Source organism: Sphingopyxis witflariensis (assembly GCF_002205635.1).
In the GTDB taxonomy this organism is placed as follows: domain Bacteria; phylum Pseudomonadota; class Alphaproteobacteria; order Sphingomonadales; family Sphingomonadaceae; genus Sphingopyxis; species Sphingopyxis witflariensis.
Genome location: NZ_NISJ01000007.1, coordinates 60,483 through 86,445, shown reverse-complemented (window position 1 = coordinate 86,445; position 25,963 = coordinate 60,483). Strand labels below are relative to the sequence as shown.

The window sequence follows — 25,963 nt, the reverse complement described above, 5'->3', positions numbered from 1 at the left end:
GCGGCCGCCGCCCCGGTCATCGCATTGACTTATCGCGCCGCCATCTGCGCGGCGCAGCGGCAGGCCGGATTGGACCGCCTGTCCCCCACTTGGAAAGGATCAACCATGGCTGAAATTACGGCCGCTCTCGTCAAGGAACTGCGCGACCGCACCGGCGCCGGCATGATGGATTGCAAGAAAGCGCTCGCCGAAAACAACGGCGACGTCGAAGCATCGATCGACTGGCTGCGCACCAAGGGTCTCGCCGCCGCCGCCAAAAAGGCTGGCCGCGTTGCTGCTGAAGGCCTGGTTGGCGTCGCCACCGACGGCAATCGCGGCGCGATGGTCGAGGTCAACAGCGAAACCGACTTCGTTGCGAAGAACGAACAGTTCCAGGGCTTTGTCCGTGACGTGACCCAGGTCGCGCTTGCCGGCAACATCACCGACATCGACGCGCTGGGCGCGTCGGCTTACCCGACCGGCGGCACCGTCGCCGAAGCGCTGACGCAGAATGTCGCGACGATCGGTGAAAACCAGTCGCTGCGCCGCTCGGCGATCATGTCGGTGAACTCGGGCGTCGTTACCGCCTATGTTCACAACGCCGCCGCCCCCGGCATGGGCAAGATCGGCGTGCTGATCGCGCTCGAATCGACTGCTGGCGCCGACGTTCTGGAGCCGCTGGGCAAGCAGCTGGCGATGCACGTCGCCGCCGCGAACCCGCTGGCGCTGAACGGCGACGATCTCGACGCCGACCTCGTTGCTCGCGAACGCGCGATCGCCGAGGAAAAGGCCGCTCAGTCGGGCAAGCCCGCCGAGATCGTCTCGAAGATGGTTGATGGCTCGATCGCGAAGTTCCGCAAGGAAAATGCGCTGCTGTCGCAGCTGTTCGTGATGGACGGCAAGACCCCGGTCGCTGAAGTCGTTGCCGCAGCCGGCAAGGATGTCGGCGCGACGATCACTCTCAAGGGCTTCACGCGCTTCCAGCTCGGCGAAGGCATTGAGAAGGAAGAAAGCGACTTTGCGGCGGAAGTCGCGGCGGTCGCCGGCGTCTAACAAATAGTGTGGGATTGCTGCGCTGCGGCGCGGCAGCCCGCTTGGCAATGGCGCGTACTCTGACTAGGGTGCGCGCCATTCGCATATTCTCCCCCTGCTAAAGGTATTATCGCAATATGGCATTGCCCGGCCTGAAACGTATTTTGTTGAAACTGTCGGGCGAGGCGTTGATGGGCTCGAGCGCCTTTGGCATCGACCCCGAAACTGTCGCCAGCATGGCCGCCGAGGTCAAGGCGGCAAAGGAACGCGGGCTCGAAATCTGCCTGGTGATCGGCGGCGGTAATATTTTTCGCGGCATGGCGGGCGCCGCGAAGGGCATGGACCGCGCGCAGGCCGATTATATGGGCATGCTCGCGACAGTGATGAACGCGCTCGCAATGCAGAATGCGCTTGAGCAGCTGGGCGTCGAAACGCGCGTCCAGTCGGCGATCGAAATGGACAAGGTGTGCGAACCCGTCATCCGCCGCCGCGCCGAGCGCCATATGGAAAAAGGCCGGGTGGTGATCTTTGCCGCTGGCGTTGGCGCCCCCTATTTCACCACCGACAGCGGCGCCGCTCTGCGCGCTGCCGAAATGAAGTGCGATGCGCTGCTCAAGGGCACCAGCGTCGATGGCGTCTATAACGCCGATCCCAAGAAGGACCCGAATGCGGTCCGCTATGACCGGCTCAGCTATGACCGTGTTCTTGCCGACAATCTGAAGGTCATGGACGCCAGTGCGGTCGCGCTGTGCCGCGACAACCATATTCCGATTGTCGTGTTCAACATTCGCGAACCCGGCAACCTGGCGCGCGTTCTGACGGGTGAGGGTGTGTCCACCATCGTTGGCGACGCTGACTGACGATATGACGTCGGCGACGCCGACTGACGAAATCACGCTCGGCAACGCAGCCGAAGCGCTTAGAATAGAGGAAAAGACGATGGCGAAATATGACAAGGCCGACCTGGAACGCCGGATGCACGGCGCGGTCGAATCGCTGAAAAGCGACCTCGCGGGTCTCCGTACCGGTCGCGCGCATACCGCGCTGCTCGATCCGGTGACGGTCGAGGTCTATGGCGCCCAAATGCCGCTCAACCAGGTTGCGTCGGTCAGCGCGCCCGAAGCGCGCATGCTGACGGTGCAGGTCTGGGACAAGTCGAACGTCGGTCCGGTCGACAAGGCGATCCGTTCGGCGGGCCTTGGCCTCAACCCGATCGTCGACGGCCAGATGCTGCGTCTGCCGATCCCCGAAATGACGCAGGAGCGCCGCAAGGAACTGTCGAAGCTTGCCGGAAAATATGCAGAGGCGGCGCGCGTCGCGGTGCGCAACGTCCGCCGCGACGGCATGGACAATCTGAAGGCTGATGAGAATAAAAAGGAAATCAGCGAGGACGATCGCAAGCGCCACGAAACCGAGGTGCAGAAGCTGACCGACGCGACGATTGCCGAACTCGACGCTGCCGCGACGGCGAAGGAAAAGGAAATCCTGGGCTAGTGCTTTTTGGCACCGTTCTTTCAGCCGTTCGGGCTGAGCCTGTCGAAGCCCCGTCCTTCTCTTCGAAAAGAAAGAACGGCCCCCTTCGGCTGCCTGTCTGCGGCAGCCGCTCAGGACATGCTTCGACAAGCTCAGGGCGAGCGGAGTTTTAGGTTCGAGTTGTGACCACTCCCAACCACGGCGCGCGCCATGTCGCCATCATCATGGACGGCAATGGCCGCTGGGCGAAAAAGCGTTTCCTGCCGCGCGTCGCGGGCCACCGTGCGGGGGTCGAGGCGGTGCGCAATATCGTCCGCTCCGCCGCCGATCTGGGCATCGAGGCGCTGACGCTTTACGCCTTTTCGTCCGAAAACTGGAAACGGCCTGAGGAAGAAGTCAGCGACCTGATGGGGCTGATGAAGCGCTTCATCCTCAGCGACCTTGATGAGTTCGCCGCCAATGACGTCAAGCTGAAGGTGATCGGCGACTGGCGCGGGCTGGCCCCCGATGTTGTCGCGCTGATCGAAAATGCGCTCGAACGCACTGCAGGGAACAAGCGCACGACGCTGGCGGTCGCGCTCAACTATGGGTCGCAGGACGAACTGGTGCGCGCGGCCAGGGCCGCCGCGGCGACGGGCGAGATTACGGCGGAGGCGATCGAGGCGAATCTCGATACCGCCGATCTGCCGCCGCTCGACTTGCTCATCCGTACCTCGGGCGAAGTGCGCCTGTCGAACTTCCTTTTGTGGCAATCGGCCTATGCCGAGCTGTATTTTACCGACCGGTTGTGGCCGGACTTCAAGCCCGCCGACCTGGCGGCGGCGCTCGACCATTTTGCGCGGCGCGAACGCCGTTACGGGGGACTATAGGAATGGCGACAGCTGCGAAGTCGGATCTGTTGGTGCGGTTCGGATCGGCGGTCGTCTTGCTGGCGATCGCGGGCACCGCGCTGTGGTTCGGTGGTCTGGCTTTCGGCCTGTTGCTGCTGATCGGCGGCGCGCTCGTTATCGTCGAATGGTTCGGACTGGTCCGCGCGATGACGGTGGGCCTGGGCACAAGGGCCGCACTGACCGCACTCGGGCCGCTCATCGTCCTCGGTGCGACGGCGGGGCTGTGGTTCATTCGCGACAATCTGGGCGTCACCGCAGCGCTGTGGGTGTTTGCGATGGTCTGGGCCACGGATATTGGCGCCTATTTCGCCGGTCGCGCCTTCGGCGGCGCGCGGCTCGCGCCGAAAATCAGCCCGTCCAAGACCTGGTCGGGGCTGATTGGCGGGATGATCGCGGCGCTGATCGTCGGGGCGACGCTCGGTGACCGCGGCGAGATTGTCGGGGTTCCGCTGTGGATCGGGCTCGTCATGGGTCTGATGGCGCAGCTCGGCGATCTGGCTCAAAGCTGGATGAAGCGCCGCGCCGGGGTCAAGGATTCGGGCAAGATGATCCCCGGCCATGGCGGCGTCTTCGACCGCGTTGACGGGCTGCTGCCGGTTGCGGTCATCCTCGGTGGACTGGCCGTTGCCGGGCAGATCGCCGTGCAGGCGGGCGGCTGATATGACGCGCCGCCTTTCGCTGTTCGGCGCCACGGGGTCGGTGGGACAGTCGACCCTCGATCTCGTTCGCCGCGATGGCGAGGGCTGGCAAATTGCGGTGCTGACCGCGCACAGTGACGTTGCCGAACTGGCCCGGCTCGCGCGCGAATTTCGTCCCGATATCGCGGTGATCGCCGACGAAGCGCATCATGCTGCGTTGCGCGAGGCGCTGGCTGGAACCGGCATCGAAGCCGCGGCGGGCGCCGACGCGCTGGTCGAAGCGGCCGAACGACCCACCGACCTTGTCATGGCCGCGATCGTCGGCACCGCCGGCCTTGCGCCGACGATGGCGGCGCTCGCGGCGGGGCATGACGTCGCGCTCGCCAACAAAGAATCCCTGGTATCGGCGGGCGCGCTGATGACCGCTGCCGCGCGCGCGTCGGGATCGACGATCCTGCCCGTCGACAGCGAGCATAATGCAATTTTCCAGTGCCTCGCCGGGGGAAAGATCGATCAGGTGCGGCGGATCATCCTGACCGCGAGCGGCGGGCCGTTCCGCACGATGAGCGCCGCGGACATGGCGCGGGTCACTCCGGCGCAGGCGGTGGCGCATCCGAACTGGTCGATGGGCGCGAAAATCAGCGTCGATTCGGCGACGATGATGAACAAGGGCCTCGAACTGATCGAGGCGCATCACCTGTTCCCGGTCGGGCTCGACCGCATCGAAATCCTCGTCCACCCGCAATCGGTGATCCACAGTCTGGTCGAATATATCGACTGCTCGACCCTCGCCCAACTCGGGTCGCCCGATATGCGAATCCCGATCGCGTCGGCGCTCGCCTGGCCGGAGCGGATGGCGACGCCCTGCGCGCCGCTTGACCTGCCCACCATCGCGCGGCTCGATTTCGAGGCGCCCGACGAGACACGCTTTCCCGCAACTGCGCTCTGCCGCGCCGCGATTGCCGAGGGCGGCGCGCGCCCCGCGCAGCTCAACGCCGCCAATGAGGTTGCGGTCGCGGCCTTCCTCGCGGGCCGCATATCCTTTCCGGCGATCGTCGATACGGTGAGCCGCGTGATTGACGGCTATGCGCCTGCAGTGCCGACATCGCTTCACGACATATTCAGCGTCGATGTCGCATCCCGCGCGGCTGCGCAGCATTTTGTGGATCAGTTTGAACATGTCTAACGTCCCACTTTGGCTCTATTTTGTCGCATTTCTGGCGGTCCTCGGCCCGCTCGTCTTCGTCCATGAATATGGCCATTATATCGTCGGTCGCTGGTGCGGGGTGAAGGCCGACGCCTTTTCGATCGGCTTTGGCCGCAAGATTTTCGGGTGGACCGACAAGCGCGGTACCGAATGGCGGATCTGCTGGTTGCCGCTCGGCGGCTATGTCCAGTTTGCGGGCGATCGCGATGCGGTCAGTCAGCCGGATGCCAATTGGCAGGCGATGCCCGCTGCCGAGCGCTCGCACAGCTTTCCCGCCCAGCCGGTGTGGAAGCGCGCGCTGATCGTGCTTGCAGGTCCCGTAACCAATTTCCTGTTCGCCATTGCGATCCTGGCCGCCTTTGCCATGGCTTATGGTCAGTCGCAGACGCCGGCGGTGGTGGGACAGGTTGATCCCGGGCGGCCTGCGGCGACGGCCGGGTTGCAGGCAGGTGACCGCATCCTCGAAATCGGCGGTCGCTCGATGCGGGTGTTCGACGATATTCAGATGGCCATCGCCTTCGACCTTGGGCAGCCCGTCAATCTGCTCGTCGAGCGCGGAAATGAGCGTTTTGGGCTGACTGTAACGCCCGACATCATCAAGGAAACCGACCGGTTCGGCAACAAATCGGAACGGGCGATCCTGGGGATCAGGTCGGGGAAGCTCGTCTATACCCCGGTGGGGCCGATCGCGGCGATCGGGCACGGCGTCGACCAGACGGTCGGGATCGTGCGGATGACGGCGTCAGTGCTCGTCCAGTTCGTCACGGGCGATCGATCGATCAAGGATATGAGCGGTCCGGTGAAAATCGCCAAGACGTCGGGCGAGGTGGCATCGCTCGGGATCGAGCAGCTGATCTTCTTCGCTGCCTTCATCTCTATCAATCTCGGGTTCATAAACCTGTTGCCATTGCCGATGCTGGATGGTGGCCATTTGCTCTTTTACGGCTATGAAGCGGTGCGGCGGCGCCCGGCACCGCCGCAGGCTCAGGAATGGGCCTTTCGTTTTGGCTTTGCGGCGATCGTCACGCTGATGCTGGTCGTGACTTTCAACGATTTGGGCTCAATCGGGGTCTGGGACGGGATCGCCCGCTTGATTGGCTAGCGAGTCTGGGGCAGGGAGAGCGCGCACTTGGCCGGAGCGGGGCCTTGCGCAGGGATTTTGTTTTTTCGGGATGAACAGCGTGGCATCACACAAATATTCGGCGCGGACGCAGCTGTCGGCAGTTCTTATGGCGGGAACGATGCTGGCATGGCCCGCCGCACCGCTGTTCGCACAACAGGTCGCGCCGCCGGCAGTCCCGGCGCCCGCGTCGGAAGCTGCTCCGTCGGCAACGACGGTTCAGTCGATCACGGTCACCGGCAACCAGAGGCTCGAGGCGCAGACGATCCTGTCGTACCTGCGCCTGCGCGTTGGCCAGCCCTATGATCGCTCGGTCCTCGATCAGGCGCTGAAGGATCTCGCGGCGACCGAATTGTTCAAGGATTATCAGATCAGCGACGACAAGGGCGCGCTGACGATCCAGGTGGTCGAAAACCCCGTGATCAACCGCGTGATCCTCGAGGGCAACAAGCGCCTGAAGGAAGAAAAGATCCGGCCGGAGATCAAACTCTCGCCGCGCCAGATCTTCACCCGGTCGAAAGTTCGCGCCGACGTCGCGCGCATCATCGAGCTTTATAAGCGTCAGGGCCGCTTTGCCGCGACCGTTGAGCCCAAAATGGTCTCGCTCGACCAGAACCGCGTCGATGTCGTGTTCGAAATCAACGAAGGGCCGAAGTCCAAGGTCCGCCAGATCAATATCATCGGCAACGAGAAGTTCAGCGACGGCGAGCTTAAGGGCGAGATGGCGACAAAGCAGTCGAGCCTGATGACGATCCTGTCGTCGAACACCAGCTATGACCCCGATCGCCTTGCCTATGACCAGCAGAAGATCCGCCTTTTCTACCTGAAGAACGGCTATGCGGATTTCCGCGTCATTTCGGCGGTTGCCGAACTGACGAGCAACAAGCAGGACTTCATCATCACCTATGTCGTCGAGGAAGGCGAGCGTTATAAGTTCGGCGACGTCAATGTAGAGAGCGAGCTTCGCGATTTCCGGCCGGAAACGCTGAAAGCGATGCTGCCGATGAAGAAAGACGACTGGTATGATGCCAAGCTGGTCGAGGATACTGTCGAAAGCCTGAGCGAAACCGCCGGCCTGTTCGGCTATGCCTTTGCCGACATCAATCCCGAATTCCGTCGCGATGCCGAAACCCGGACGATGGCGATCACCTTCAACGTCGCCGAAAGCCCGCGTACTTATGTCGAGCGGATCGACGTCAACGGCAACACGCTGACCCACGACAAGGTCGTGCGCCGCGAATTTCGCCTGAACGAAGGCGATGCCTTCAACAGCTTCGGCATCAAGCGCACCGAAAACCGCCTCAACAGCCTGGGCTATTTCCAGGAAAATCTGGCGATCGAGCGCAAGGAGGGCAGTGCACCCGATCGCATCATCCTCGAAACCAATGTCGAGGAAAAGCCGACCGGCGAATTGTCGCTGTCGGCAGGCTTCTCGTCGATCGAGAATTTCCTGCTCCAGGGCTCGATTCGTCAGCGCAACTTCCGCGGCCTCGGCCAGCAGCTTCAGGCGTCGGTCAACTATTCGAGCTATTCGAAGTCGATCGAACTCGGCTTTACCGAACCCTATTTGTTCGATCGTAACATCTCGGTCGGCGGTAGCGTCTATCGTCGCGATTTGAACTCGTTCAACTTCATCAACAATGATCGCCGCACGACCTTCGAACAGGTCACGACGGGCTTCCAGCTCAACGCCGGCGTTCCGTTGACCGAATTCATGTCATTCTTCGGTCGCTACAGCCTGAACTTCGACGATGTGTCGCTCGACAAGTCGCTTTATTATTTCGGCGACAATTGCGATCCGTTGATCGCCGGCCGCTATTTGTGCGACGCGATCGGCAAGCGCACGACGTCGCTCGTCGGCTTTACGCTCGCCTATGACGACCGCGACAACCGGGCGCGCCCGACGCGCGGCCAGTCGCTGTCGCTCAGCCAGGATTTCGCCGGCCTCGGTGGTAGTGTGAAATATGTCCGCACCCGCCTCTCGGGCAGCAAGCATTTCAATCTCGGCAGCCGCTTCATCCTCAATGTCTCGGCGGAGGGCGGTTATATCTATCCCTTTGGTAACGCGCCGAGCCCGGGTAGCGACAAGGTCCGCCTGACCGACCGCTTCTTCCTTGGCGAGCCGCAGATGCGCGGCTTCGACATTCGTGGTGTCGGTCCGCGCGTCATCCGCTATTCGGTCAACAATACCGACCCCGCCAATCCCATTGTCATCACGGACGAAAAAAATCGCGGACAGATCGACGATGCGCTCGGCGGCCGCGCCTATTATCAGGGTCGGATCGAGATGGATATTCCGCTCGGAACCGGCGCGAAGGAACTGGGGCTGCGGCCGTCGATCTTCCTCGACATCGGTTCGGTGTTCAGCGTGAAGCGTCCGGAGCTGACGACGCTGGCGGATTTCATGGATCCGTCGGACGGCGGCAAGGTCAAATCGCTGTGTCGCAACCCTACGACGGGAGACGTCAAGTTCGCGTCTCTCGAGACTGGCAGCACGACGCAGTATACGAACTGCGCAACTGCCGGCACCGGCTATTCCGCGATGGCGCCGTTCGAAGAACGCTTCTTCGGCGACACCTGGATGCCGCGCGTTGCGATCGGCGCCGGGGTTAACTGGAACTCTCCCTTCGGTCCTTTCCGGATCGATTTTGCATACGCCCTTCGCAAAGAAGAGGGTGATGATGTCAAACGCTTCTCATTCAACGTAGGAACCCAATTCTGATGAAGAAAATTCTTGCCGCTTCGGCACTCGCCGTCGCCACCCTGTCGGTTTCGCCGATCCTGTCGGCTCCGGCCATCGCGCAGGCGAAAGCCGTGGCGGTCGCCGACGTCCGCATGGCGGCCGCGCGCTCCAACGCCTTCACCGTCGCTTCGCAGCAGATCGAAACCACCTACAAGGCGCAGATCGATCAGCAGCAGTCGCGCGGCCAGACGCTGCAAGCCGAAATCAACGTGCTGATTGCTAAATTTAACGAAGAATCGAAAAAGACTCCGCAGAACCAGACTACGCTGCAGGCCGCCGCCAAGGCGGTGCAGGACAAGCGTCAGGCTGCCCAGGCCGAACTCGGCCGTATTGGAGCGCCCGTCGAGCTCGCTGTCGCCTATGTCGAAGACCAGATCAGCGTTCGCATGAATGAAGCGATCAAGTCGGCGATGACTGCCAAGAAGGTCGATCTGCTGATCAACCCCGAAGCGGTGCTGGCGCGCGAAAACAACGTCGACATCACCGATGCGGTGATCGCCGAGCTCAACAAGATCCTGCCCAACGTCTCGATCGCGGTGCCCGCCGGTTATCAGCCGGGCCAACTGGTCCAGCAGCGCAACCAGCAGTTGATGGACGCCGCCCGTGCGTCGCAGCCTGCCGCAGCTGCAGCACCCGCCGGCACCCCGCCGACGACGCGCTAACAGCCATGGCCGACGGGGAAAATGCAGCAGGGGCCTTGGGTCCGGTCGATACGCGCCGGATCCTGAGCCTGCTTCCGCATCGTTATCCGATGCTGCTCGTCGACCGGGTGGTTTCGATGGTGAAGGACACCTCGATCCACGCGGTCAAGGCGGTGACGATCAACGAGCCCTTTTTTCAGGGGCATTTCCCCGGCCGGCCGATCATGCCCGGCGTCCTCATCGTCGAGGCGCTGGCGCAGGCCGGCGGCGTGCTGGCGATCGAATCAATGGGCCTCGCCGGGACCGGCAAGCTCGTCTATTTTATGAGCATCGACGGGATCAAATTCCGCAAGCCGGTCGAACCGGGCTGCCTGCTCGACCTCCACGTCACGATCCTTCAGGCGAAGCGGAATATCTGCAAGTTCGAAGGCCGGGCGATGCTGGACGGCCAGCTGGCTACCGAATGCCAGTTCACCGCGATGATCGCCGATCCGCCGACGGATTGAGCGAAAGTTCTTGAGCTTCGTCACCCCGGACTTGATCCGGGTGTGGATTCACATTTGAAGTGCAACGTGCGGAAGGTTTCGGCTGGGGTTTTGAATCCGAGGCATTTTCTGGGTGTGTTGTTGTAGTTTGCGATGATGGCGTCGATGGCTTTGGCTGACAAGTCGTCGAGGTTGGTTTTTCGGGGCAGGTTGCGGCGCAGCCTGCCGATGGCGTTTTCGACACCGCCTTTCTGCCATGGAGCGTGCGGATCGCAGAAGTAGGCGTTGAGGCCGAGCTGCTGTTCGATGCGGTGATGGCGGGTAAATTCGGTGCCATTGTCGAAGGTGATCGAGCGTCGCAGCGCGGCTGGCAGGGGTCTCAGCATCCCGACGAGCGCGTCGGCGACGGGATCGGCCTTGAGGCTGGCCTGACGCAGGGCGATGGCGATCCGCGAGTGGCGTTCATGGGCGATCAGGATCGCCTGTCCCGAAGTGGAGAAGAGCATGGCATCGGCCTCCCAATGGCCTGCCTGCTTGCGGGTGGCGATGCTGTCGGGGCGGTCGTGGACCGAGAGACGGTCGGTATAGCGCGGCCAGCCGCCCTTGGTGCGCCAGCCGCGCTTGTACTTGGCGCGCGGGAGGTAGAAGCGCCAGCGCCGGTCGTTGGTGCGTTTGAGCTGGGCATAGACGAAGCGGTAGATGGTCTCATGGCTGATGACCTGATGGCCTTGTTCATGGGCCAGACGCCCCGCCACCTGCTCAGGCGACCAGCCCTGCGCGAGCCGGTCGAGCACTTGTTCACGCAAGGCATCGTCACGCTCGAGCCGCGTCCCGGTCCAGCGCCGAGCATCGGCCTGCGCCTGCGCATAGGCAGGCTGGTAACCGACCTTGGCTCCACAGTTGCGCTTCAACTCGCGCGCGATGGTCGACGGCTGGCGATCCAGAGCTGTAGCGATCTGCCGGATCGATTGCCCGTCTTCATAAAGACGGGCAATCGAACAGCGCTCCTCAATCGATAACTGACGGTATCTCGACATGGCAACACCTGTGTGAGGTGTTGCACTTCGTTTGTGAACTCAGGGGGGGCTATTGCTGCGGGGAGAGATGTTGCATTTTCTCCCATTGGCCACTAAAGGCCGCCACTTCGCGTCCCCGGACGCCCCGACTCAACGCGGCTGGTCGGTAACCAGCGGCACAGGAGCCCAGATATGAAACAAGACATTCACCCCGCCTATCACATGATCACGGTCAAGATGACCGATGGCACCGAATATCAGACGCGCTCGACCTGGGGCAAAGAGGGCGACACCATGACGCTCGAAATCGACCCGACGGCGCACCCGGCATGGACCGGCGGCAACGGCCGTATGCTCGACGCAGCGGGCCAGGTTGCCAAGTTCAACAAGCGTTTCGGTGGTCTCACCCTCAAGCGCTAAGCGTTGTCCCCGCGAAAGCGGGGATCAGCTCAAAACCTTTGCAAGCGCGCTTTGCCACCCGGCAAGGCGCGTTTTGCGTTTCTGGGCGCCTAATGCAGGCGTGAAGCGCGTGGCGCGGCCGCGCATCGCCTTGGCCGCGCTCGCAAGATCGGGATAGAGACCCGCGCCGGTCGCGGCGAGCATAGCCGCGCCCAGCGCCGTGCTTTCGACGAATTCGGGACGCTCGACGGTCAGGTTCAGTATGTCGGCCAGATCCTGCGCCATCCAGTCGTTCGCCGCCATGCCGCCGTCGATCCGCAAATCGGCCCAATCGACCCCATCGGCGGCAAAGGCCGACTTCAGATCGTGCGCCTGATAGGCCTGCGCCTCGAGCGCCGCGCGCGCGACATGCGCCTTGCCGCTCGCAAAGCTGAGGCCGGAGATCGCGGCGAGGGCATCCGGCCGCCAGTGCGGCGCGCCCAGACCGGTGAGGGCCGGGACCAGATAGACCCCGCCATTGTCGGCGACCGATCGCGCCAGCCCTTCACTCTCGCCCGCATTGGCGAGCAGGCCGAATCCGTCGCGCAGCCATTTGATCAGGCTCCCCGCGACGAACACCGATCCCTCGAGGGCATAACTGCGCGTGTCGCCTTCCTGCACGAGAATGGTGGCAAGCAGGCGGTTCGCCGAATGCGGGCGCGTGGTGCCGCTCGCCGACAGGATGAAGGCGCCCGTGCCAAAGGTCGCCTTGGTCTGCCCCGGCGACAGGCACGCCTGGCCGATCGTCGCCGCCTGCTGGTCGCCCGCCATGCCGCAGATGGGGATCGCGCCGCCGAACAGCGCGGGGTCGGTGGTGCCGACCGGTTCGGTGCAGCCGACAATCTCCGGCAGCAGCGCTATCGGTACGCCAAGCAGCTCGCACAACTCCGCGTCCCAGCCGCCCGCTCCATTGATGTCCATCAACTGCGTGCGCGACGCATTGGTCGCGTCGCTGACATGCGCGCCGCCGGTCAGGCGAAAGACGAGATAGGATTCGATCGTCCCGACCGCGAGGCGGTCGCCGGCCTCGCGTAGTTGCGGCCAATTCTTCAGCGCCCAGCCGATCTTGCTCCCCGAGAAATAGGGGTCGAGCAGCAGCCCGCTCTTTTCCTGCACTATTGCCTCATGCCCGGCGTCCTTCAGCGCGGCGCAATCGGCGGCGGTGCGCCGGTCCTGCCAGACGATCGCGCGCGCCAGCGGTTCGCCCGTGACGCGGTCCCAGAACACGACCGTCTCGCGCTGGTTGGTGATGCCGATCGCGGCGATTTTATCCGCACCGCCCGCCTTGTCGATCATCGCGCGGGTGCAGGCGAGGGTGGCGGTCCAGATTTCGGCCGCGTCATGCTCGACGAGGCCTGCAGCGGGATAATATTGCTTGAACTCGCGCTGCGCGCTGCCGAGCGGTGTGCCGTCGGCGGAAAAGAGCATTGTGCGGGTCGAGGTCGTGCCTTCATCGATAACGATGATTTTCTTGGTCACCTACGCTCTCCCCGTTTGTGCTGAGCTTGTCGAAGCATCGTTTTATCTGTCTACCTTGATGAAGAAAATACGGCCCTTCGACAAGCTCAGGGCGAGCGGGGATAGAGTGGAACGCAATTATCTTGCAAATCGGCGCAACCCGTGCCATATATGGTGCAGCGCAGCATGGCGGACCGATCCGCCGCAACCACCGGCAGCGTGATTTTCCCGACCGATTTCAGGCGCGGGCGAGCCGGAAATGCGCTTTGTCCCCAGAGGCACCCTTTCACGCGGGTCGTTTCGAACCCGCGGCCGTGCGCCGTCCGTTCGATCCGAACGGATGCGCCTGCGCGTCGCCCTATGTGAGTATTTTATGACGACTTTTAACGACTTTGGCCTGCACGCCGACATTAATCGCGCGCTTGCCGCCAAGGATTATACGACGCCGACCCCGATCCAGATGCAGGCGATTCCCGAGCTGATGAAGGGCCGCGATCTGTGCGGCATCGCGCAGACCGGCACCGGCAAGACCGCGGCCTTCTCGCTGCCCTCAATCCATCACCTCCTGACCTATCCGCATGCGCGCCCACCGCGCGGTTGCCGCATGCTGGTGCTGTCGCCGACGCGCGAACTCGCGGCGCAGATCGCGCAGAGCTGCCGCGACTATGGCCGCTTTACGAAGCTGACCGTTTCGACCGTGTTCGGCGGCGTGCCGATCAACAAGCAGATCCGCGACCTGTCGGGCGGCGTCGATATCCTCGTCGCGACCCCGGGCCGTCTGCTCGACCTGATCGATCAGCGCGCGCTGCGCCTCGACGATGTCGAAATCTTCGTTCTCGACGAAGCCGACCAGATGATGGACATGGGCTTCATCCACTCGCTGCGCCGCGTTGCCAAGCTGCTGCCGTCGCGCCGCCAGAATCTGTTCTTCTCGGCGACGATGCCCAAGGAAATTGCCGGCCTTGCCGACCAGTTTTTGAACGATCCCGTTACCGTGTCGGTCACGCCGCAGGCGACGACGGTCGAAAAGATCCGTCAGTATTCGACCTTCGTCGAACAGAAGGAAAAGCAGGCGCTGCTTCATTCGGTCGTCGCCAGCGAAGACATTGACCGCGCGTTGATCTTCACCCGCACCAAGCACGGCGCCGACCGCGTCGTGCGTCACCTCGCGGGCGCGGGGATCAAGGCGATGGCGATCCATGGCAACAAGAGCCAGTCGCAGCGCACCAATGCGTTGCAGCAGTTCCGCTCGGGCGACATCAAGCTGCTCGTCGCGACCGACATTGCCGCGCGCGGCATCGACGTGTCGGGCGTCAGCCACGTCATCAACTTCGAAATCCCGAACGTTCCCGAACAATATGTCCACCGCATCGGCCGTACCGCGCGTGCTGGCGCCGAGGGCAAGGCGATCAGCTTTATCGCGCCCGATGAGCGTCCGTATATGAAGGATATCGAGCGCGTCACACGGAGCAAGTCCGAGCCGATGCCGCTGCCCGAGAATTTCAACGAGTTGGTGCGCAACCTGCCCAAGCCCGTCGCGGGTCCTAAGGACACCGGCAGCCAGGGCCGCGATCCGAATCGTCAGCGCCAGGATGCGAATCGTGGACGCAACGGCGGCAAGCCGGGCGGCGACCGTGGCCCGCGCCGCGAAGGTGCAGCCGGTGCGGCAGGCGAGGGCGCAGAAGGCCAGCGCAAGCGCTTCTTCCGCCCGCGCAACAAGAGCGTCGGCGCGCACAAGGGTGCAGTGACCCGCGTCGGCGGGCGCTAAACACCTGCCTCTCTTTCCGTTCGTGCTGAGCTTGTCGAAGCACCGTTCTTTCCTCTAGCATCGCGCTAGAAGAAGAACGGCCTTTGGACGGGCTCAGGGCGAACGGGGAAGAGGATGAGCGAACATATCGCGGTGGCAACCACCGAAACCCGCCAGAGCGAGCGCAAGGTAATCCTTGCGTCCTCGCTCGGCACGGTTTTCGAATGGTATGATTTCTACCTCTACGGCCTGCTTGCGACGATCATCTCGGCGCAATTCTTCTCGGGCGTCAACGAAACCACCGGCTTCATCTTCGCGCTCGCCGCCTTTGCCGCAGGCTTCGCCGTCAGGCCTTTCGGGGCGCTCGTGTTCGGGCGCATCGGCGATCTGGTCGGGCGCAAGAACACTTTCCTCGTCACCATGGGCCTGATGGGCGCCTCGACCTTCCTCGTCGGTGTGTTGCCCAGCTATGCCTCGATCGGGGTCGCGGCGCCGGTGTTGCTCGTCGTGCTCCGCCTGCTTCAGGGGCTCGCGCTCGGCGGCGAATATGGCGGCGCTGCCACTTATGTCGCCGAACATGCACCCGAGGGTAAACGCGGCCTCTTCACCAGCTTCATTCAGACCACAGCGACGCTTGGGCTGTTCGCGGCGCTGCTCGTCGTCATCGCCACCCGCTATCTGATCGGCGAGGAGGCCTTTATCAGCTGGGGCTGGCGGATTCCCTTCCTGATCTCGGTGATCCTGCTCGGCGTGTCGCTGTGGATACGCCTCCAACTTGAGGAAAGCCCGGTCTTCCAGAAGATGAAGGACGAGGGCACGACGTCGAAGGCGCCGCTGACCGAAGCCTTTGGCCGCTGGGCGAACCTGAAACTTGTGCTGATCGTGCTGATGGGCGCGGTCGCGGGGCAGGCGGTGGTCTGGTACACCGGCCAATTCTATGCGCTCTTCTTTCTCGAAAAGACGCTGAAGGTCGACGGCGCGACCGCCAACATTCTGATCGCCGTCGCGCTTGCGCTCGGTACGCCCTTTTTCATTCTCTTCGGCTGGCTCAGTGACAAGATCGGGCGCAAGCCGATCATCCTTGCCGGCTGCGCGCTCGCGGCACTGACCTATTTTCCCGCCTTCCATTTGCTCACCGCCGCCGCCAATCCTGCGATGGCGAAGGCGCAGGAGAGCGCGGCGGTGATCGTCACCGCCAACCCCGGCGCCTGCTCCTTCCAGTTCGATCCCGTCGGCAAGAACAAGTTCGAAAACAGCGGCTGCGACATTGCCAAGGCCGCGCTGGCCAAGGCGGGGGTCAGCTATACCAATGTCGCGCGGGGCACCGTCACCATTCTGCCCGCAGAGGTTCGTATCGGCGATCGCGTGCTGACCGCGCCCGAACCCTGGCGGATCGCCGAGAATGAGCGCGCCGGTGCGGCCGAGGCGTTTCGCAAGGAACTGGCGGAGGCGACTGCGGCGGCGGGCTATCCGGCGAAGGCCGATCCTGCGGCGATCAACAAGCCGCTGGTCGTCGCGATCCTCTTCTACCTCGTGTTGCTTGTCACGATGGTATACGGCCCGATCGCGGCGCTTCTGGTCGAGCTTTTCCCCAGCCGCATCCGTTATTCTGCGATGTCGCTGCCTTATCATATCGGCAATGGCTGGTTCGGCGGCTTTCTGCCCACGACGGCGTTCGCGATGGTCGCGGCGACGGGCAATATTTATTACGGCCTTTGGTATCCGGTGGTTGTCGCGGTGATCACGCTTGTTGTTGGGCTGTTGTTTTTGCCTGAAACTTTTCGTAGACGGATCGACGAATAGTTTTTCCATGCATTGACGTCATGCCCCGACACGCTAGGGTCTCGCCGGCTCTGAGGGGGGCATGATCGATGTTCGACGACGACGAATTTGAACCCGAACCGCCAAGGCGGTCCCTGATCCGCCGCAAGCGGGTGATGATCCCGCTCGGCCTGGTCGTCGCGATCCTCGCTATCTTCCTGCTCTTGCGCACTTCGGATACCGACCGTGACGAGATGATCGCCAAATATGGCGGGCCGAATGCGGCGTTCGTCGATGGCCCGGCGGGGCAGCGCATCCATTATCGCGATCAGGGTAAGAAGGATGGTCCGGCGATCGTTCTGCTCCACGGATCGAACGCCAGCCTTCACACTTGGGAGCCGCTCGTGAAGCGGCTCGGCGATCGCTATCGCATCGTTACGCTCGATCTGCCGGGTCATGGGCTGACCGGCGGCACCCCTGACAAGGATTATAGCGCCGACGGCATGATCGCTGCGATTGATGTCGTCGCGGCGAAGCTCGGGCTCGACCATTTCGTCCTTGGGGGCAATTCGATGGGCGGCTGGGTCGCATGGCGTTATGCGCTGATGGAGCCGGCGCGCGTCGACGCGCTGCTGCTGCTCGACGCCGCCGGCATGCCGCTGCGCCAGGGAGAGAAGCGCCCCGAATCGAACATTGGCTTTCGCGTTCTCGAATATCCGTTCGGTCGCTGGCTCGCGACGCAGATCACCCCGCGCATGCTGGTCGAACAATCGCTGCGCGGATCGGTCGCCCAACAGGCGATTGTCGATGATGCGATGATCGACCGCTATTGGGAACTGCTGCGCTTTCCGGGCAATCGCGAGGCGACGGTGCTGCGCGCGCGGATGGACCGCGAACCCGCGATGGCGGAGCAGATCGGGGCGATCACGGCGCCGACGCTGATCCTGTTTGGCAAGGAGGACCGGCTGATCAACGCGACCGCAGCGGAGACTTTCCACGAACGTATCACAGGGTCGGAAGTCGTGTTGCTCGATGGCATTGGCCATTTGCCGATGGAGGAAGCGCCCGATGCGACCGCGGCGGCGATCGCCGACTTCCTTACGCGGCGACTTGCTGCTGCTGCGCCGCCTGTGGCTGCTGATCCAGAAACGCGCTGATCCGCAGCGAAATATCGGCGGCGTGGGTGAAGGGGAAGAGGTGCGATCCGGGCACCACCTCCAGCACTGAGTTATCGATCAGATTGGCGATCATCTGGCCGTGGCTTGCGGGAACAATCCCGTCATTCCGGCCCATCAGGATCAGGACCGGCATCGTCTTCAGCTGCGGCAGCATTGCGGCGCTCGTCCATCCCGCCATTGCGAGGCCCTGATAGGCAAGGCCGAGCGGAGTTGCGGTCGGCAGCTTCATCCCGCTCGCCAACATATCCGAGTCGAGCAACGCCGCCCAGCCGATCCCCGGCGCGGTCACGGCAGGCGTCGTCGCCATGAGGATCAGGCGGCGGATACGCTCCGGAAACTGCACCGCAATCTGCTGCGCCAGCGCGCCGCCCCAGCTGAAACCGGCGACATCAATCTGCACATGGCCCAGACGGTCGGCAATCTCCATCACCACCGACGCCATCGTAGGCGCATTATAGGGGAGCAGCGTATCGGGTGACCCGCCGACGCCGGGCATGTCGAGCGTCCACACCTCGCGCCCGTCGATCCGGGCGAGCAAAGGGGCCGCGGCGGCGATGTCGGCGCCAATGCCGTTGAGGAACAGCAAAGGCACGCCGCCTGCACCCTGACGCCAGCGCGCAACGCGGAGCGTCAGGCCATAGGCATGTTCGGTGCTGATAGCGGGATTGCCGCCGATCCGTGTCATGCGGCCACCCTTGGCAGGTTTCGGTGACGCGCGAAAGTCCGGCGGTGCAACTCGGCGCTATTGGGTGGGATATTGACTGGCCTTGGCCGCCGTCTCGGCCTGCTCATAGCGCAAGCAGTCGAAAATCTTGGCCCCCGCCAGAAATACCGAGCCGGTACACGCGGCGAGCAGCAGCTTGCCGCCGACACCGGGATATTGATCGAGATAGGCCATGCCGCGGGCGATTGCCCCCACACCCAAGGCATAAATGATCAGGCACGCCTCAAAGCGCGTCTTGATGATGAACAGCCGTCCGATTTTCTTCAGCATCACCATCATTCCAGCAAGAGCCGTGCCAGTGGCGCAAATCGGGGATTTGGCGCGCCGGGCTTATGGTAAACTGTAAGTTAATCCGACAGGCGAGGGAAGGGGCGACAATGAAGGCTCAGCCAAGCTCACTCAGCCCCAACGCATCAAGCAGCGTTGCACGCGCGCGTCGCACGTCGGCCAGCAGCGCGGTGGAGGCGAGGTCGCCGGGGGCAATTGCCTCGGGCCAGTGGCTGGTCACCACTTCGGCGATGCGGTCGAGCTTGGCATGATCGGCCATGAAGCGCGGATCGACCGTGGCGGGATCGGCGACGACGCGCAGCCGCAGGCAGGCGGGGCCGCCGCCGTTCGCCATCGACTGGCGGACATTGACGGGCAGCAGGCGGCGGATCGGGCCATTGCCGGCGACATGCGCTTCCAGCCATCGCCATACCGATGGCGTCTCGCGCGCCTCGCTCGGCAGCACCAGTCCCATGCCGCCGCCATCGGGCAGACTGACAAGCTGGGCGTTGAACAAATAGGATTTGATCGCGTCGGGCAGGCTGACCGCACTCGCGGCCACTTCGACGATTTCGACCGCGGGGAAGGCGGCGCGGATTTCCGCATGCGCGGCCTCGCGATCCTCGAACGCGGTTTCGTGGGTGAACAATACATGTTCGTTCGCGACCGCGACGACGTCATTGTGGAAGGCGCCGCCTTGGATTGCGGTGTCCGACTGGCGAATGAAGAGCGTACGGGCGGGATCGAGTCGGTGATGACGCGCGATCGCCTTCGACGCGTCGAGATGCTGGCGCGCCGGGAAGCGGCCGCCGCCGATACCATAAACGAAAATCTCGACGCCTGCCCCGTCATGACCGTTGCACAGCCGCATATGGTTCGCCGCGCCTTCGTCGCCGAAGGGTGCCGGAACGGGGGCATGGACCGCAAAGGCGGGGTCGGCAAAGGCGAGGCGAAGCTGCGCGAGCGTTCCGGGCCATTCGTGGCTGCGGTGCGGCATGGTGACGAGATTGGCGACGGTCAGATGGCATTTGCCATCGGCGCTATCGGGGGCGGGGGAGACGGTCGCGGCATTGGCCGCCCACATCGACGACGCCGACCATGCCTGCGCGCGCAGATGCGGTTCGGCGCTGTCGGGCGTCGTGCCCAGCGTTTCGAGCCACGGCGCATCGGGGCGATCGAGCGGCATGAAAAAGCCCTGCGGTAGTCCGAGTGCCAGATTGTGGCGCATCTTGTCGATGCCCTGCAGCGCCGCGGCGCGCGGCTGCGAGGCGTCGCCTTTGTGGGTGGCCGAAGCGATATTGCCCTGGCTGAGGCCAGCATAATTATGGGTCGGGCCGATGATGCCGTCGAAGTTGATTTCGGTAAGCATGTTCAGCGCCCGATCCAGCTGATCTCGTCGCCCGCAGCGATCTTCAGCAGCTTCGCGGCATGGTTGTCGAGCGTTCCGCCGTCGCTGACTTGCCCGAAGCAGCATCGGAAATCGGCGAGTTGGCCGGTGGCGACCAGCGCGTCATCACTGCCATCCGCAATCGCCGACACCGCGACATGCCGGGCGTTGCGAATGCTGGCTACCTGATCGGTGCGTGCGGTCATTGTCGGGCCACCGTCGAAGATGTCGACATAATTTTCGTAAGCGAAGCCTTCATTTTCCAGCATCCGCATCGCGGCGCGGCCGCTGGGGTGCGGGACGCCGATCACGCTGCGCGCATGATCGCCCAGCATCGCGATATAGACCGGATGCTTGGGCATCAGGTCGGCGATGAACTGGTTGCCGTGGACCGCGTTGAACTGGTCGGCTTCCTGAAAGCTCATCCCGAAAAACTTGCCCGCGACGCCGTCCCAAAAGGGCGATCCGCCCGCTTCGTCGATCACGCCGCGCAACTCGGCGAGGATGCGGTCGCCAAAGCGCGCGCGGTGGCGGGCGATGAACAAATAACGTGAACGTGCAAGCAGCAGGCCGAGGCCTCCGGCGCGTGCTGCGGGGTGAAGGAACAGCCCGCCGACCTCGCTCGCGCCGTTGAGATCGTTGCTGAGCATCAGTACCTGTGCGTGAAAGGTTCGGTCGAGCTGCTCGCTATGCTTGCTGTCGGTCCCGATGCGATAACTATAGAAGGGCCAGCGCTGGCCGACCTGCCCGAAAATCTGGCAGGTGCCGCGCACCTCGCCGCTGTCGAGGTCCTCGAGCACGAGCAGATAGAGCTCGTCCGACGGATATTCCCTGTCGCTGGCAAAGCTCGCCTCGGTGCGATCGAGCTTGGTGCGCAGCGCCTTCTTGTCGGGGGGCAGGTTGGTGAAGCCGCCGCCCGTCAGTTTCGCCATTTCGTAAATGCTCTGCAAATCGCCCGGCTTGGCCGCCCGGATCACATAGTTCACACAGTCCCCCGTTCTGCTATTCTCAATATGGTCAGCGCCGACAGCTGCGCGCGCTCGGGCAGGCTGTCGGTGATCAGAAATTCGTCGGCCGAATGGATGGCGCCGCCGCGCGGGCCCATCGTATCGACCACGGGAATGCCACAGGCGGCGATATTATTGCCGTCGCACACGCCCCCGGTCGCGTTCCAGCCGATCGTCAGGCCGAGCGCGGCGCCGCAATCGCGGACCAGCTCGAACAGGCGCGTCGCCGCGGCATCGAGCGGCTTGGGCGGGCGGTTGAAGCCGCCGTGAAGGTGACAATGCACATCATGATCACGCGAGACGGCGGCGATCGCATCGCGCAGCGCCGCTTCGGCCGCGATCATCGCCTCCGGCGTCGACGGGCGCATGTTCACGCGCAGAATTGCCTGATCGGGCACGACATTGTTGGGGCCGCCGCCGTCGATCTTTGCGGGATTGACCTTGAGGGCGGTCGATTTCAACGCATTGAGCCGCAGCGCCAGATCGGCAGCCGCAATGAGCGCATTGCGCCCCTCTTCGGGATTGCGCCCCGCGTGGGCCGAGCGGCCATGGATCAGTATCGAGAAATTTCCGCTCCCCGGCCGCGCGCCCGCCAGCGTCCCGTCGGGCAACGCGGGTTCATAGGTCAACGCGGCGGTTTTGCCCTTCGCCAGTTCGGCGATCAGCGCGGCGGAGGCGTGGCTTCCCGTCTCCTCGTCGCTGTTGATCATCACGTCATAGCCGACACGGCCCGCGAGCGGCGATGCTTCGAGCGCGGTGAGGGCGGCGAGGATCACCGCGATCCCGCCCTTCATATCGGCGGTGCCGGGGCCGTTGAGCACCCCTGGCTCGCGCCATTGCAACGTCTGGAAAGGATGATCGACGGCGAACACCGTGTCCATATGACCGGTCAGCAGCAATTGCACCGGCGCATCGGGACGAACGCGCAGGTGGAGATGATCGCCGCGCTGGGTCGTTCGCAGCGCACCGGACGCATCGACGCTTTCGACTGGGTCGGGCGCGACGAGACGGATCGTACCTGGCAGCACCGCAAAGGCGTCGGTGAGAAGTCCCGCGACGGCTTTCAGTCCGGCCAGATTGCCGGTCCCGCTGTTGATCGCGGCCCATTGTTCGACATGATGCAGCATCGGAGCATCGGCCGCCCGCTCGATCATCGCACTTTCGGTTGCCGTGACGCTGGTCATCGGCACCGTATAGCGAGCGGAAAGGGGCTTTGGCACCCCCGCGCGATATTATTGTCGATACATTATTATCGTGGTTGTGCCGCAAATCACTGTAAGGGCCGCGCGCCTGGGGCAGGAGGCGATCAAATGCTTCCGAATCGCAATGGATTAACGAAAATTTCGGATACGGCTCCCTAGAGGAGCGGAACACCTCTCGAGTGGATCGATGACAGCAGCTTTCGTCCTTGGCATCAACATGTTCATCGCCGGTATTTTTGCCGTCGCGTTCGGCGTGGTGGCGGCGACGAACCGCACGGCGCGCGGCGCAAAATGGGTCGCGTTGGGCTATAGTCTGGCGATCGGCAACGTCGCGTTAGAGTTTCTGCTCAGCCAGACGTCGGACCCGACCGTCGTCGGTATCGGCATTTTTCTGATCGTTCTGCTTGCCATGACTTTTTGCCTCGTCGGCGTCGCGCATCACTATCGCGTGGAGCCGCCATGGTTCGCGGTCGCAGCGATCTGGGGTTTCACCATCCTTGCGACGCCGGTGATCTTCACGCTCCCCTATGCGTCGCCACTGCGCGCCATCCTGTACCAGTTTCCCTATTTCGCGGCGCAATCCTTGTTCGCGTTCGTCATTCTGCGCTCGGGGCGTCGCCAGGCGCTCGATCTGCTGCTGCTCGTTCTGCAAGTGGTCGCCGCGCTCATTTATCTCTCCAAGCCGCTGATCGGCTTTCTGGCGGGGACGGCAACTGCGCCGCAGGGCTATATGGCGACAACCTATGCCGCGATTTCGCAAAGCCTGGCGGCGGTGACGCTCGTCATGCTCGGGCTCGTGCTGTTGCTCGTGATGATGCGCGACACAGCGGCCGAAATGATGGCGCGATCGGAAACCGATGCTCTGTCGGGGCTGCTCAATCGTCGCGGTTTCGAGGATCGTGCCGACCGCGCGCTCGCGCAGACTTTGCGGTCGGGCGGACCGGCGGTGCTCGTCACCGCCGACCTCGACCGTTTCAAGGCGATCAACGACAGCTATGGCCATGCTGCGGGCGACAGCGTGATCGCCGAATTCGCCCGCGTGCTGGGCGAAACGGCGCCTGATAAAGCCATGGTCGGCAGGTTGGGGGGCGAAGAGTTCGCGGTGTTCATCGTCGGCGCCAATCTCGCCGACGGGCGCGCCTATGCCGAAACCGTGCGCGCCGCCTTCGCCGCCATTTCGGTGGATGGTATCGACCATGCGGTGTCGGCGTCGTTCGGGGCGGCGCAACTGATGCCCGGCGACACATTGTTCGAACTGGCGCGCCGCGCCGACACCGCGCTGTACCGGGCCAAGGCGGGCGGCCGCAATCAGGTCCGCGTCGCGCTCAACGAAATGCCGCCGGCGCCGCCGCCCGCGATCGAGATTTCGCGTTAGCCCCCGGTTGCCAAGCTCGATCAATCGCGGCATAGGGCAGCGGCCCTTTCCTCCCCGGGTCCACTGGCGCAGCCGCGCCGACCAAAGGGTGCAACATGACTGATTTCCTGGGCCGCCACGGCCTGTCGATCGATTCGCGTCTTGTCGATTTCGTTGAAGCGAAGGCGCTCGCCGGAACGGGGCTCGACGCCGATAAATTCTGGGCCGATTTCGCCGCGCTGCTCGGCAAGTTCGCCCCCGAAAATGCGGCGCTGCTGGCCAAGCGTGAGGATTTGCAGGCCAAGATCGACGCCTGGCATCAGGGTCGCGAAGGGCAGGCGCACGACGCCGCCGCCTATCAGGCCTTCCTCCGCGAAATCGGCTATCTCGTCCCCGAACCTGCAGCGTTTCAGGTCGGCACGCAAAATGTCGACCCCGAAATTGCGACGATGGCGGGGCCGCAGCTCGTCGTCCCCGCGCTCAACGCGCGCTTCGCGCTGAACGCCGCCAACGCGCGCTGGGGCAGTCTGTACGATGCCTTTTACGGCACCGACGCGCTCGATGCGCCGCCCGCCAAGCCCGGCGGTTATGACGCGACGCGCGGTGCGGCGGTGATCGCGCGCGCCAAGGCTTTCCTCGACGAAGCCGTGCCGCTGGCGTCGGGAAGCTGGGCCGACTGGCAGGGCGGTCAGCCCGCGCTCGCCGACCCCGCGCAACTCGTGGGCACCAAGCCCGGCGGCATCCTTCTCAAGCACAACGGCTTGCATATCGAGCTGGTGATCGACCCCGCGAGCGCGATCGGCCAGACCGACCCCGCCGGCATCGCCGATGTGCTGCTCGAGGCTGCGCTCACGACGATCATCGACCTTGAGGACAGCGTTGCCGCTGTCGATGGCGAAGACAAGACCCTCGGCTACACCAACTGGCTCGGCCTGATGCGCGGCGACTTGACCGAAAGCTTTGCCAAGGGCGGCGCCACCGTCACCCGCGCAATGGAGCCCGACCGCGCTTGGACCGCACCCGATGGCGCCGCCTTCACCCTGCCGGGGCGCAGCGTGATGTTCGTGCGCAACGTCGGCCATCTGATGACGACCCCGATGGTCAAGCTCGCCGATGGTAGCGAAGCGCCCGAGGGCCTGTGCGACGCGGTGTTCACCAGCCTTTGCTCGCTCCATGATCTGAAAAGCCTCGGGACGCTCAACAACAGCCGCGCGGGCAGCATCTATATCGTCAAGCCCAAGCAGCACGGGCCCGAGGAGTGCGGCTTCACCGACCGTCTGTTCGACGCGGTCGAAGATATGCTCGGCCTTCCGCGCCACACGATGAAGGTCGGCGTGATGGACGAGGAACGCCGTACCAGCGCCAATCTTGCCGCGTGCATCCACGCAGTGAAGGACCGTATCGTCTTCATCAACACCGGCTTCCTCGACCGCACCGGCGACGAAATCCACACCTCGATGCGCGCAGGGCCGATGATTCCCAAGGGCGAGATGAAGGCGAGCGACTGGATCGCGTCGTACGAGGACCGCAATGTCCGCATCGGCCTCGCCTGCGGGCTCAGCGGCAAGGCACAGATCGGCAAGGGCATGTGGGCGATGCCCGACCTGATGAAGGGCATGCTCGAAGCCAAGATCGGCCATCCGAAATCGGGCGCGAACACCGCATGGGTGCCGTCGCCGACCGCTGCGACCTTGCACGCGCTGCATTATCATCAGGTCGATGTGTTCGCGCGCCAGAAGGAAATTGCGGGCGAAGCGGTCCCGTCACTCGACCGTTTGCTCAACATTCCGGTCGCAACCGGCCGCAACTGGAGCGAAGCTGAAATCACCCGCGAACTCGATAATAATTGCCAGGGCATCCTCGGCTATGTCGTGCGCTGGATCGATCAGGGCGTCGGTTGTTCGAAGGTTCCCGACATCGACGATATCGGCCTGATGGAAGACCGGGCGACGCTGCGCATCGCCAGTCAGGCGCTCGCCAACTGGCTGCTCCACGGCGTCTGCACCGAGGCGCAGGTCGACGCTGCGCTGGCGCGCATGGCGACCAAGGTCGACGCCCAAAATGCCGGCGACGCGCTCTATGAGAAGCTGACCCCGGAGGGCATCGCGTATCAGGCGGCGCGCGCACTGATCTTCGAGGGTGTGACGCAGCCGTCGGGCTATACCGAACCGCTGCTGCACAAATATCGCCAGGCGAAGAAGGCAGCGGCATAACTC

23 protein-coding genes are annotated in these 25,963 nt (G+C 63.7%); 16 read left to right on the top strand and 7 right to left on the bottom strand.

What is annotated here, in order from left to right; all coding sequences use genetic code 11:
• Positions 1 to 105 precede the first annotated feature (105 nt).
• The 10 genes from tsf (at position 106) to fabZ (ending at position 10,229) form a co-directional block, all read left to right on the top strand.
• Positions 106 to 1,032 carry a translation elongation factor Ts gene (gene tsf / locus CDQ91_RS13530; RefSeq protein WP_088473259.1) on the top strand — a complete coding sequence of 309 codons (927 nt, stop codon included), beginning with the start codon at positions 106 to 108 and terminating at the stop codon, positions 1,030 to 1,032.
• A gap of 116 nt (positions 1,033 to 1,148) precedes the next feature.
• Entirely contained in the window at positions 1,149 to 1,871 is a 723-nt protein-coding gene (pyrH, locus tag CDQ91_RS13525; protein ID WP_088473258.1) for a UMP kinase, read from the top strand.
• A 79-nt stretch (positions 1,872 to 1,950) separates the two neighbouring features.
• The gene (gene frr / locus CDQ91_RS13520) at positions 1,951 to 2,505 is read left to right on the top strand and encodes a ribosome recycling factor (RefSeq protein WP_088473373.1); all 555 of its coding nucleotides are present in this window, start codon (positions 1,951 to 1,953) and stop codon (positions 2,503 to 2,505) included.
• Between the two features lie 161 nt (positions 2,506 to 2,666).
• On the top strand, positions 2,667 to 3,353 hold the full coding sequence (gene uppS / locus CDQ91_RS13515; RefSeq protein ID WP_088473257.1) for a polyprenyl diphosphate synthase: 687 nt from the start codon (positions 2,667 to 2,669) through the stop codon (positions 3,351 to 3,353).
• Positions 3,354 to 3,355: 2 nt separating this feature from the next.
• Positions 3,356 to 4,033 carry a phosphatidate cytidylyltransferase gene (locus tag CDQ91_RS13510; protein WP_088473256.1) on the top strand — a complete coding sequence of 226 codons (678 nt, stop codon included), beginning with the start codon at positions 3,356 to 3,358 and terminating at the stop codon, positions 4,031 to 4,033.
• A gap of 1 nt (position 4,034) precedes the next feature.
• Complete coding sequence (locus tag CDQ91_RS13505; protein WP_088473255.1) at positions 4,035 to 5,198, top strand: 1-deoxy-D-xylulose-5-phosphate reductoisomerase; 1,164 nt, start codon at positions 4,035 to 4,037, stop codon at positions 5,196 to 5,198.
• Positions 5,191 to 6,321 carry an RIP metalloprotease RseP gene (gene rseP / locus CDQ91_RS13500; protein WP_088473372.1) on the top strand — a complete coding sequence of 377 codons (1,131 nt, stop codon included), beginning with the start codon at positions 5,191 to 5,193 and terminating at the stop codon, positions 6,319 to 6,321. The genes CDQ91_RS13505 and rseP overlap by 8 nt, the downstream gene beginning before the upstream one ends.
• A gap of 70 nt (positions 6,322 to 6,391) precedes the next feature.
• Complete coding sequence (gene bamA / locus CDQ91_RS13495; protein WP_088473254.1) at positions 6,392 to 9,061, top strand: outer membrane protein assembly factor BamA; 2,670 nt, start codon at positions 6,392 to 6,394, stop codon at positions 9,059 to 9,061.
• Positions 9,061 to 9,744, top strand: a complete 684-nt coding sequence (locus tag CDQ91_RS13490) for an OmpH/Skp family outer membrane protein (RefSeq protein ID WP_088473253.1) — start codon at positions 9,061 to 9,063, stop codon at positions 9,742 to 9,744. Before bamA ends, CDQ91_RS13490 begins: the two co-directional genes overlap by 1 nt.
• A 5-nt stretch (positions 9,745 to 9,749) precedes the next feature.
• Positions 9,750 to 10,229, top strand: coding sequence for a 3-hydroxyacyl-ACP dehydratase FabZ (gene fabZ, locus CDQ91_RS13485; RefSeq protein WP_088473252.1), 480 nt, complete (start codon positions 9,750 to 9,752; stop codon positions 10,227 to 10,229).
• Between the two features lie 20 nt (positions 10,230 to 10,249).
• Here fabZ and CDQ91_RS13480 read toward each other — a convergent pair whose 3' ends face one another.
• Positions 10,250 to 11,245 (bottom strand): IS30 family transposase, encoded by a 996-nt coding sequence (locus CDQ91_RS13480; RefSeq protein WP_088472435.1) that lies wholly within the window; start codon positions 11,243 to 11,245, stop codon positions 10,250 to 10,252.
• 171 nt (positions 11,246 to 11,416) lie between these two features.
• Between CDQ91_RS13480 and rpmE the strand changes: the two genes are divergently transcribed.
• Positions 11,417 to 11,644, top strand: a complete 228-nt coding sequence (gene rpmE / locus CDQ91_RS13475; RefSeq protein WP_088439403.1) for a 50S ribosomal protein L31 — start codon at positions 11,417 to 11,419, stop codon at positions 11,642 to 11,644.
• A 24-nt stretch (positions 11,645 to 11,668) separates the two neighbouring features.
• On the opposite strand, the gene CDQ91_RS13470 is transcribed toward rpmE, so the two are convergent.
• Complete coding sequence (locus CDQ91_RS13470) at positions 11,669 to 13,141, bottom strand: glycerol kinase (protein WP_088473251.1); 1,473 nt, start codon at positions 13,139 to 13,141, stop codon at positions 11,669 to 11,671.
• Positions 13,142 to 13,493: 352 nt separating this feature from the next.
• On the opposite strand from CDQ91_RS13470, the gene CDQ91_RS13465 reads away from it, so the two are divergent.
• The 3 genes from CDQ91_RS13465 to CDQ91_RS13455 all read left to right on the top strand — a co-directional run bounded on the left by CDQ91_RS13465 (position 13,494) and on the right by CDQ91_RS13455 (position 17,785).
• On the top strand, positions 13,494 to 14,888 hold the full coding sequence (locus CDQ91_RS13465; RefSeq protein WP_088473250.1) for a DEAD/DEAH box helicase: 1,395 nt from the start codon (positions 13,494 to 13,496) through the stop codon (positions 14,886 to 14,888).
• Positions 14,889 to 15,002: 114 nt separating this feature from the next.
• A complete protein-coding gene (locus tag CDQ91_RS13460; protein WP_088473249.1) occupies positions 15,003 to 16,670 on the top strand; it encodes an MFS transporter in 1,668 nt (555 codons plus the stop codon).
• A gap of 68 nt (positions 16,671 to 16,738) precedes the next feature.
• Positions 16,739 to 17,785, top strand: coding sequence for an alpha/beta fold hydrolase (locus CDQ91_RS13455; RefSeq protein ID WP_088473248.1), 1,047 nt, complete (start codon positions 16,739 to 16,741; stop codon positions 17,783 to 17,785).
• Here the strand turns inward: CDQ91_RS13455 and CDQ91_RS13450 are convergent.
• The 5 genes from CDQ91_RS13450 to CDQ91_RS13430 all read right to left on the bottom strand — a co-directional run bounded on the left by CDQ91_RS13450 (position 17,727) and on the right by CDQ91_RS13430 (position 22,375).
• Positions 17,727 to 18,491: an alpha/beta fold hydrolase gene (locus tag CDQ91_RS13450; protein WP_088473247.1), complete on the bottom strand. Its 765-nt coding sequence runs from the start codon at positions 18,489 to 18,491 to the stop codon at positions 17,727 to 17,729. The two genes, CDQ91_RS13455 and CDQ91_RS13450, sit on opposite strands and share 59 nt — an antisense overlap.
• A gap of 57 nt (positions 18,492 to 18,548) precedes the next feature.
• Complete coding sequence (locus tag CDQ91_RS13445) at positions 18,549 to 18,800, bottom strand: hypothetical protein (protein ID WP_088473371.1); 252 nt, start codon at positions 18,798 to 18,800, stop codon at positions 18,549 to 18,551.
• 115 nt (positions 18,801 to 18,915) lie between these two features.
• Positions 18,916 to 20,166: an N-succinylarginine dihydrolase gene (locus CDQ91_RS13440; RefSeq protein ID WP_088473246.1), complete on the bottom strand. Its 1,251-nt coding sequence runs from the start codon at positions 20,164 to 20,166 to the stop codon at positions 18,916 to 18,918.
• A 2-nt stretch (positions 20,167 to 20,168) separates the two neighbouring features.
• On the bottom strand, positions 20,169 to 21,170 hold the full coding sequence (locus CDQ91_RS13435) for an arginine N-succinyltransferase (RefSeq protein ID WP_088473245.1): 1,002 nt from the start codon (positions 21,168 to 21,170) through the stop codon (positions 20,169 to 20,171).
• Complete coding sequence (locus tag CDQ91_RS13430) at positions 21,167 to 22,375, bottom strand: hydrolase (protein WP_088473244.1); 1,209 nt, start codon at positions 22,373 to 22,375, stop codon at positions 21,167 to 21,169. The genes CDQ91_RS13435 and CDQ91_RS13430 overlap by 4 nt, the downstream gene beginning before the upstream one ends.
• Before the next feature lie 205 nt (positions 22,376 to 22,580).
• Here CDQ91_RS13430 and CDQ91_RS13425 point away from each other — a divergent pair, with 205 nt between their 5' ends.
• Together CDQ91_RS13425 and CDQ91_RS13420 are read left to right on the top strand one after the other, a co-directional pair.
• Positions 22,581 to 23,768, top strand: a complete 1,188-nt coding sequence (locus tag CDQ91_RS13425; RefSeq protein ID WP_088473243.1) for a GGDEF domain-containing protein — start codon at positions 22,581 to 22,583, stop codon at positions 23,766 to 23,768.
• A gap of 95 nt (positions 23,769 to 23,863) precedes the next feature.
• The gene (locus CDQ91_RS13420; protein WP_088473242.1) at positions 23,864 to 25,960 is read left to right on the top strand and encodes a malate synthase G; all 2,097 of its coding nucleotides are present in this window, start codon (positions 23,864 to 23,866) and stop codon (positions 25,958 to 25,960) included.
• Positions 25,961 to 25,963: the final 3 nt, after the last annotated feature.

Excerpts from the sequence above, each read along its gene's own strand:
- tsf (WP_088473259.1), top strand. The coding sequence starts at position 106 with ATGGCTGAAATTACGGCCGCTCTCGTCAAGGAACTGCGCGACCGCACC.
- pyrH (WP_088473258.1), top strand. The coding sequence starts at position 1,149 with ATGGCATTGCCCGGCCTGAAACGTATTTTGTTGAAACTGTCGGGCGAG.
- frr (WP_088473373.1), top strand. The coding sequence starts at position 1,951 with ATGGCGAAATATGACAAGGCCGACCTGGAACGCCGGATGCACGGCGCG.
- CDQ91_RS13510 (WP_088473256.1), top strand. The coding sequence starts at position 3,356 with ATGGCGACAGCTGCGAAGTCGGATCTGTTGGTGCGGTTCGGATCGGCG.
- CDQ91_RS13505 (WP_088473255.1), top strand. The coding sequence starts at position 4,035 with ATGACGCGCCGCCTTTCGCTGTTCGGCGCCACGGGGTCGGTGGGACAG.
- rseP (WP_088473372.1), top strand. The coding sequence starts at position 5,191 with ATGTCTAACGTCCCACTTTGGCTCTATTTTGTCGCATTTCTGGCGGTC.
- bamA (WP_088473254.1), top strand. The coding sequence starts at position 6,392 with ATGAACAGCGTGGCATCACACAAATATTCGGCGCGGACGCAGCTGTCG.
- CDQ91_RS13490 (WP_088473253.1), top strand. The coding sequence starts at position 9,061 with ATGAAGAAAATTCTTGCCGCTTCGGCACTCGCCGTCGCCACCCTGTCG.
- fabZ (WP_088473252.1), top strand. The coding sequence starts at position 9,750 with ATGGCCGACGGGGAAAATGCAGCAGGGGCCTTGGGTCCGGTCGATACG.
- CDQ91_RS13480 (WP_088472435.1), bottom strand. The coding sequence starts at position 11,245 with ATGTCGAGATACCGTCAGTTATCGATTGAGGAGCGCTGTTCGATTGCC.
- rpmE (WP_088439403.1), top strand. The coding sequence starts at position 11,417 with ATGAAACAAGACATTCACCCCGCCTATCACATGATCACGGTCAAGATG.
- CDQ91_RS13465 (WP_088473250.1), top strand. The coding sequence starts at position 13,494 with ATGACGACTTTTAACGACTTTGGCCTGCACGCCGACATTAATCGCGCG.
- CDQ91_RS13460 (WP_088473249.1), top strand. The coding sequence starts at position 15,003 with ATGAGCGAACATATCGCGGTGGCAACCACCGAAACCCGCCAGAGCGAG.
- CDQ91_RS13455 (WP_088473248.1), top strand. The coding sequence starts at position 16,739 with ATGTTCGACGACGACGAATTTGAACCCGAACCGCCAAGGCGGTCCCTG.
- CDQ91_RS13450 (WP_088473247.1), bottom strand. The coding sequence starts at position 18,491 with ATGACACGGATCGGCGGCAATCCCGCTATCAGCACCGAACATGCCTAT.
- CDQ91_RS13445 (WP_088473371.1), bottom strand. The coding sequence starts at position 18,800 with ATGCTGAAGAAAATCGGACGGCTGTTCATCATCAAGACGCGCTTTGAG.
- CDQ91_RS13440 (WP_088473246.1), bottom strand. The coding sequence starts at position 20,166 with ATGCTTACCGAAATCAACTTCGACGGCATCATCGGCCCGACCCATAAT.
- CDQ91_RS13430 (WP_088473244.1), bottom strand. The coding sequence starts at position 22,375 with ATGACCAGCGTCACGGCAACCGAAAGTGCGATGATCGAGCGGGCGGCC.
- CDQ91_RS13425 (WP_088473243.1), top strand. The coding sequence starts at position 22,581 with ATGACAGCAGCTTTCGTCCTTGGCATCAACATGTTCATCGCCGGTATT.
- CDQ91_RS13420 (WP_088473242.1), top strand. The coding sequence starts at position 23,864 with ATGACTGATTTCCTGGGCCGCCACGGCCTGTCGATCGATTCGCGTCTT.